The organism is Rickettsia asembonensis (genome assembly GCF_000828125.2).
Classification (GTDB): domain Bacteria; phylum Pseudomonadota; class Alphaproteobacteria; order Rickettsiales; family Rickettsiaceae; genus Rickettsia; species Rickettsia asembonensis.
In genome coordinates, this window is the sequence record NZ_JWSW01000088.1 from 1 (window position 1) to 7,812 (window position 7,812).

Sequence of the window (7,812 nt, forward strand, 5' to 3'; positions counted from 1 at the left end):
GTAATTATCCTATTGTGACTGTAACGCACTTACCAAATGAATTCCATAAATTTATAATATTGGTAATAACAATTGCTTCACGTTTTTGTGATGATATTTTTTTAGTTAATAGAGATGAACCAATACATCTCTTAATTCTTGAAATTTGAGCTTCAATTAGTGCTCTAATTCCATAACAGTATTTTTTATAAAATGCATAAATGTTACCTTTTTTACTAATATAACGTACAACCTTATCATGCCATATGCTGTTATCTTGAGCATATATTTTAGCATTACGTGGGGGAGGAATTACTGGCGTAATACCACGATTACTCAATTTCTCAACTCCTTCAATACTATAGTAAGCACCATCAGCAATTACTCTATCTGCTGATATATTCCATGGTATTAAGTACTCTAGCATCTCTATATCAGCAGTATGGCAATCAGTAATCTCAACATTATGAATATTCATTTCAGGATCTATAGAAATATGCATTTTCTGCCATGGCTTATTCTTGCAGACTTTATTGTATTTCGTTGCATACCAGTTACTAGCTGTATTAAATCTAAGACCTGTGCTATCTAGTATCAGAGATATAGCTTCGCCATTCTTGATACGACCGGCAAGTTTATTGCAAAACTGTTTAACCTCTAATGGTATCTGCGAAAATAAATCACATAGATGACCAAAACTTGGTACTGGAATCTCAAGACCCTTACTACGCCATAGATCCTCAAAGTAACCTGTTATTTGACGCTGCCCAAAACCAAATAAACGATATAATGTATAAATTAGTTGTATATATGGTACTTGGTATGTCGCTGCCCTCCCAGATTCTCCCTCTACATAAGGTTGAGCATTAATGAATAAAGACTCTGGATCCCCTTTAGGAAAATACAGGCTGATTATCCCTCTTTAGTCTTAAACTCTTATTATATTGCGACCAATTTGTTATTTTATATTTTGGCTTATCTGTTTTTCTGGGCAAACCTGCTTTTACTCTTTCTTTGTAGGGCATTCTAAATTTATAACTTATCTAATTCAGAATATTATATACCATTCCCTCTATACTTTATAGATGTTTTTAATACCCTTCCGAACAAAGCCCTTATAAATACAAGCTTACCATAGTTTGTTAGATATTCTTCAACTTGCTTTTTATATAACCTATCCATTATAATATCTCTATAAAGTTTATAAAGATATTATAGGCTAATATCGAAATGGTCAAGACTATTTCGACATTAGCAACGAAATAGCCTTATTTAGTGATATTGAAATTGAGCTATTAGGATTTATTATGACTGATCGCCCATTAGAGGAATTTCAGTTACATGATCATTAATATCTACCTGAATTAAATTACTCTCTTGATGATATTCAATACTAGTATCAAAGGGCGATTGTAAATGCTTAGATATTATTTCAATAACCTCAAGCTTACCTGTGCTATTTGCTATTTACATATACTCACCTTTTTGAGGCATATATGGAATAAGCTTTTCAATATATTTTAAATAACCTTTCTCAAGAGCTTTAATAAAAAGATTTTCTGCTACTTTCTTATCACAGGAATGTGTAAGTAAGATATTAATAGTTTCCGAATCTCCATTATTAAGTACAATTCTTAAATAACCTTCACTTTCTACCTTTTTAGGGTGTTTAAGTATTTTATTGAGAATATTCTTGTCCCATTCTATCCACGAGTCATCAAATGTAAAACTTTCTAGTTCTATTTTATTTACTTGTTCAAGGAATATATCAACAAGCTCCGGATCTCCAATATTACAAATAATACTTAAGTACTCCTCTCCAATTTTCAATGTTGAGTTGCTAAACGTTAGCTTGATTAATTCTTTATTTTTATTATCAATTAATTCTTCATTCTTTTTGATTAGTTCTTTTCTTTCAGAAAATGCTTTCCAATTTTCAGCATGATAGGTTCTATAAGCAATATAACCAGGTCCATTTTCATAGTCTTCAAAAGAATACTCTGCTGATGTTTCACAAATTGTTAATAATTCTTCACCGATTCTCTCTAATTCTTCTCCTGCTGGTATTGTTTTCATAGATTCTAAGAATTCAACAATTAATTTGCTAATATTACGTAAAGTAATAAATTCAGCTTTTTCCATATTATATGCATACTCTTCTGCATTCTTATAATTTTCCATCTGAATCTTCCATAATTCAGTATTTACAGCATTTCCTAATTCAATTAAAATATTGCGAAATAACCAGAATATATCCTGGTCTGCATTAATAATTATTTTGTTTGATAATATTGCACAAGCGGCACCAAATTGTTTAGCAGCATGATATTGCAGCTCATCGCCTACATCACCTACAAATTCTATAGAATTAATTCCTGCTTCTGCCGCATTCGTAGTAAGTTGAAGTATAGGGGTAAAATCTTTGCATAGATTATTCATTAAATTTATTAATTCTTCTGTTCTTTCTTCAGTAACTTTAGTAAAAACAAGATTGAAATTTTTAAATAACATATTATCCCCTTTATTTATTAATGCTTTTGAAGTTGCAATAATACAGTATTATTAACAAAATGTCAATTAAATTATTAATTTTTTAATATTTAATTAATGTATTTAAAATAATTAGTGCAAATTATAAGGTACTTTAGTATTATTTAGTATTAAAAATTAAACATTGCTAACTATAAAGAGAGATATCATCCAGTGGACAAGCTAGGCGTGTTACATGACTCGATGTCATTCCCGCGTAGGCGGGAATCCAGAAAAAAACATAAATACAGCGAATTTTTGAAATTAAAAGCTCGATTTATCTTGCTTTACCCTGGATTCCCGCCTACGCGGGAATGACATCGAGTAGGCTTTGCAAACCAGGTAACAAAGCCATACTTTTAGCTAGGAGTGACATAAGAGTCATGCAGGTAACGCCAAGTTCTATTTTAGTATATTATCTAACATAAAAAATTTAAACTTACTCTATGCCTTATTTATTACCGGTTACCGCAGCTGTACTACTTATCTTATTAGCTTTAATCATTTGGTTTTATGTAAAAACTAAAACCTTAAAAACGCAGCTACAATTTTTATCAGAGCAGAATCTAGAAATTATCAATAATAATCAATTATTGAATCAAGAGAAAATAGGGTGTTTACAGAAAATTGAGCAATTAAAGTGCAAAGTAGAATATCAAGAACAGACTATTAAGGATTCGGAAAAAATAAGAGAGGAGTCATTTTCATCGGCTAAAGCTGCGTTATTTGATTTAGGTAAAGATTTGTCCAAGCAATTAATAGAGATACATAAAATGGAAAACAATGCAGCAAGAGAGCTAGCCGAGAAAAATATCGCTACGGCTTCAGGAAAATTTAATAGTGAGTTTGAGCGATTAATTACAATGGTGGGAGCATTAAATAAAGATATAGAACAATCAAAAGGTACGGTTGATTTGATAAAACAGTCACTACTTTCTCCTATCGGTGCAGGACTACTTGCTGAGATTACCCTTGAGAATATCCTGAAATCATCAGGCTTACGTCCTAATTTAGATTTTATTATGCAATACGGCTTAACTACAACAGATAGTGGGAAGTTAAGACCTGATGCTCTTATTTTTCTTCCTTCCGGTAATTTAATGGTCATTGATTCCAAAGCTTCAAAGTTTCTAGTTGATGAGCAAGATAATAGCGGGAATCTTAGCAAAACTATGAATTATCATTTAAAATCTCTAGCTAATAAAGACTATGCCGAAAATATTTTAACTAATCTAAACAAAAAGGATCAGAGCTTTAACAATGTTATTACTTTAATGTTTTTACCCACTGAACAAACGGTCGAGAAAGTCATTGCAGCCGACCCTGAATTTTTACAAAAAGCTTGGAGCTGTAATATCTTTCCCGTAGGACCTGCCGGGCTTATGAATATGCTATCATTTGCAAAATTTCAAATTACCGATCATCGTCGCTCGGAAAATTATAAGGTAATCATTGAAGAAGTGAGAAAGCTATTAAGCTCCATCGGTACTATGGCAGATTATTCTCAAAAAATCGGTAATAACCTGCATAATATGGTTACTAATTACGATAAATTTGCTGCCTCATTTAATCGTAATTTTATGTCGAGAGTTAAGAACATTCACAAACTCGGCATTGATTCAGGAAATAAAGCCATGCCAGCAGCATTAGAGCGTTATCAAATCGTTTCCTCTAAATCTGAGATTATCGAAGTAGAAGCAGAGAATCCACCACAAATAGAAGAAAAATTATAGGGTAAGATACCTTACCTATAATGCTCATAACGAATAATTTGTGCTGGATTCATAAATATTCGTGCATTATGCTTAGAACGCATACACTCATGCAGGTATACGTGTTCGCAATCTTCTTTTATGGAATCGTAAAAGCAGTTTTCAAAAAATTTTCTTTTATATATGGCAAGACTATTAAAACACGAATTTACCGGTAGTAAATCTGAATCCGGAGGATATATTTTCTGCATTAAAGCAAGGTTTTCTGTATCAAAATAACTCTTGCCGGTTTTTAGGTTATACTCATACGGTGTATAGGAAAATTCTTCATTACGAAAGGCAAAAGCATCATACATTTGTCCTTTGGAGTTAAATATCCCATTTGAGCATACAACATCCCAACGATCAATTTTGCTAAAACTGTCTAATATTCCCCTAATATCAATACCGTAACCTATATCCATATCGAGAATAATTACTATATCAAATTCATCAAATTCACTCGTATTTAAAATCTCTAGATATTTATTCCTAATATCCGCTAGGAACTTTATAGAAGGTCTTTTTTGGTTAAAAAAATCCTGTAATATAATTTTTACTTTATGATTTATTAACTGCCACAAGTTTAGCATTAATTTTGTAGAATCGGTAGAATCATTTTCAAAAATTATTATTCTGTAATCTGAAAAAAACTGTCCTATATATTCTATATGACGCATTGTGTTTGGTAAATGAGGAGCATTACTCCTTGTAATGCCAGCAAAAACAACCTTATGTTTACTCATCTCCAACTTACCGACCTGCAGGTTTTCATCACTAATAACATCCAGTTTAGTAATTTTTTCTACAGGTAAAAATCTATAATAAAAAAAACGGATAAATGAAGAGTCGTACACATTTATTGTTCCCCAAATAATCATAAAAATTATAAATATAATTTTATACACTCTCTGCCCCCTAATTCTCCCGGCTTACAATATTATTATGCATATTAGCTACGTTTGTAAGGATTTGTTCCATAGTAAATTTATCGAGATAAATCTGATGAGCTTTTTTTGCCTTTTCATAAGCTTCTTCAGGATGAGACTTAATCCATTCTAAATGTTGATTTATTTGAGAGTATATTTCCTCAGGAGATTTATTTAAAGTTTCTATATATAGTATATTATCACCAAAAGTTTCTTTTGCCCACGGCATTTCATCAACAATTACCAAGGCTGAAGAACTAACAAGTTCTAAAACTCGTCCTGAAGGAAAATTTTCCATAATATGGTCTTCTGAATGCAATGCTAAACCAATACCGCTTTTTCTTATTGTATCAACAAATAACTGATCGTTATAAGGTATAAATCCTCTATAGGAATTAAGCAGTAACCAACCTGATCTAGGACCATACATGTCTACATCCTTACGTTTATCAAGTAGTTTATATAATTTTTTATATTTGAGACCAGAGCGAGTATTATCCCAATTATAACCACACATAAATAACCTCGAATAATTAATTTTAATAAACTCTGTTTTAGGTCGTGAAAACTTGAAATCAATTATAGGTGTGGAAATATCTTCATAATATTGATTAATTTTTTTAAAATCCGTAACAGCAAGCAATCCATCAGATTTAATAGGTTTAGGACAATAATAGGGAATCAAAGCAATGTCTATCAAATATTTAGCATTATTTCTCAGACAAGGAAAATGTAAAATAAAATAGTGTCTAATATCCCCAACCTTACCAAAATCAGCTGCGGATATGGTAAAATCAGGATTAAATTGCCTAACTATACTATACATTCTAAAAATATCTATCGGATGCATATTAGTGCTTATTGAAATAAATAATGATTCCCACCCAAGATTATTCGCTGCTTGCTGTATCCTCATACAGGCCAAACGATCATATCTGCATAGTATTGCAATTCTGTAAGGAACATTTGGATTTTTAGGAAGCTGTACTGTATAATTGTACTTTTCTAACTGTTTCTGTAATGAAAGGGACGAAAAATTATAATAAAGCCCCTGATATAGATCCTTGCGATATATACCATTTTTTCCTAGATCATAAATTTCTAATAACAAATATATTGGTAAAATTACTGCTAATAATATAAATGGAAAAATTAACACAAGTTTCGATTTATTTTTAATACGCATAAATACTCTAAAAAAAGAAATTAGTAATATTATAATTTTTTATACTAGATTCTGTCTACTTTTAATAGAATAATCATAATTAATCAAATATCCACAGAACCTAGACATGGTACTTCTTCTGTAGCATCAATATCAATAACTGTATCATCGTTTGTGCCTGAGGCAATTTTATTAAGCCAAGTAAGGGTAGTAGCGGTTTTCTCAGCAATATTTTTACCTGCACTACTAATTGCCTTACCAACATTTAAATCCGATATAGCAGTTGTTAAAACATCTATTAAAGTTGCAAGACTTAAGAATTTTAAATCTTTATAGACTCAAACATTATTAAAGGTACTATCGCTAGGCTTTGTTCGGAAGGGTATTAAAAACATCTATAAAGTATAGAGGGAATGGTATATAATATTCTGAATTAGATAAGTTATAAATTTAGAATGCCCTACAAAGAAAGAGTAAAAGCAGGTTTGCCCAGAAAAACAGATAAGCCAAAATATAAAATAACAAATTGGTCGCAATATAATAAGAGTTTAAGACTAAAGAGGGATAATCAGCCTGTATTTTCCTAAAGGGGATCCAGAGTCTTTATTCATTAATGCTCAACCTTATGTAGAGGGAGAATCTGGGAGGGCAGCGACATACCAAGTACCATATATACAACTAATTTATACATTATATCGTTTATTTGGTTTTGGGCAGCGTCAAATAACAGGTTACTTTGAGGATCTATGGCGTAGTAAGGGTCTTGAGATTCCAGTACCAAGTTTTGGTCATCTATGTGATTTATTTTCGCAGATACCATTAGAGGTTAAACAGTTTTGCAATAAACTTGCCGGTCGTATCAAGAATGGCGAAGCTATATCTCTGATACTAGATAGCACAGGTCTTAGATTTAATACAGCTAGTAACTGGTATGCAACGAAATACAATAAAGTCTGCAAGAATAAGCCATGGCAGAAAATGCATATTTCTATAGATCCTGAAATGAATATTCATAATGTTGAGATTACTGATTGCCATACTGCTGATATAGAGATGCTAGAGTACTTAATACCATGGAATATATCAGCAGATAGAGTAATTGCTGATGGTGCTTACTATAGTATTGAAGGAGTTGAGAAATTGAGTAATCGTGGTATTACGCCAGTAATTCCTCCCCCACGTAATGCTAAAATATATGCTCAAGATAACAGCATATGGCATGATAAGGTTGTACGTTATATTAGTAAAAAAGGTAACATTTATGCATTTTATAAAAAATACTGTTATGGAATTAGAGCACTAATTGAAGCTCAAATTTCAAGAATTAAGAGATGTATTGGTTCATCTCTATTAACTAAAAAAATATCATCACAAAAACGTGAAGCAATTGTTATTACCAATATTATAAATTTATGGAATTCATTTGGTAAGTGCGTTACAGTCACAATAGGATAATTAC

At 31.3% G+C, this 7,812-nt stretch carries 6 protein-coding genes and 1 pseudogene; 2 read left to right on the top strand and 5 right to left on the bottom strand.

Annotation, left to right across the window (positions count from 1 at the left end):
* Positions 1-4 precede the first annotated feature (4 nt).
* Positions 5-895: an IS5 family transposase gene (locus tag SB78_RS08670; protein ID WP_338390887.1), complete on the bottom strand. Its 891-nt coding sequence runs from the start codon at positions 893-895 to the stop codon at positions 5-7.
* A gap of 551 nt (positions 896-1,446) precedes the next feature.
* On the bottom strand, positions 1,447-2,490 hold the full coding sequence (locus SB78_RS07155) for a hypothetical protein (protein WP_041079667.1): 1,044 nt from the start codon (positions 2,488-2,490) through the stop codon (positions 1,447-1,449).
* A 464-nt stretch (positions 2,491-2,954) separates the two neighbouring features.
* Here SB78_RS07155 and SB78_RS07160 point away from each other — a divergent pair, with 464 nt between their 5' ends.
* Positions 2,955-4,241, top strand: coding sequence for a DNA recombination protein RmuC (locus SB78_RS07160; RefSeq protein ID WP_041079668.1), 1,287 nt, complete (start codon positions 2,955-2,957; stop codon positions 4,239-4,241).
* Positions 4,242-4,252: 11 nt separating this feature from the next.
* Here SB78_RS07160 and SB78_RS11355 read toward each other — a convergent pair whose 3' ends face one another.
* The 3 genes and pseudogenes from SB78_RS11355 to SB78_RS11850 form a co-directional block, all read right to left on the bottom strand.
* Positions 4,253-5,167 (bottom strand): hypothetical protein, encoded by a 915-nt coding sequence (locus SB78_RS11355; RefSeq protein ID WP_241773837.1) that lies wholly within the window; start codon positions 5,165-5,167, stop codon positions 4,253-4,255.
* A 10-nt stretch (positions 5,168-5,177) separates the two neighbouring features.
* Positions 5,178-6,374, bottom strand: coding sequence for a glycosyltransferase (locus SB78_RS11360; RefSeq protein ID WP_241773838.1), 1,197 nt, complete (start codon positions 6,372-6,374; stop codon positions 5,178-5,180).
* 83 nt (positions 6,375-6,457) lie between these two features.
* Positions 6,458-6,723: pseudogene (locus SB78_RS11850) on the bottom strand (hypothetical protein); the annotation flags it as partial.
* 311 nt (positions 6,724-7,034) lie between these two features.
* Here SB78_RS11850 and SB78_RS08685 point away from each other — a divergent pair.
* Positions 7,035-7,808, top strand: coding sequence for an IS5 family transposase (locus SB78_RS08685; RefSeq protein WP_241773818.1), 774 nt, complete (start codon positions 7,035-7,037; stop codon positions 7,806-7,808).
* Positions 7,809-7,812 lie beyond the last annotated feature (4 nt).

Bases quoted from the DNA above. Each gene is read 5' to 3' on its own strand.
- SB78_RS07155 (WP_041079667.1), bottom strand. From the start codon at position 2,490: ATGTTATTTAAAAATTTCAATCTTGTTTTTACTAAAGTTACTGAAGAA.
- SB78_RS07160 (WP_041079668.1), top strand. From the start codon at position 2,955: ATGCCTTATTTATTACCGGTTACCGCAGCTGTACTACTTATCTTATTA.
- SB78_RS11360 (WP_241773838.1), bottom strand. From the start codon at position 6,374: ATGCGTATTAAAAATAAATCGAAACTTGTGTTAATTTTTCCATTTATA.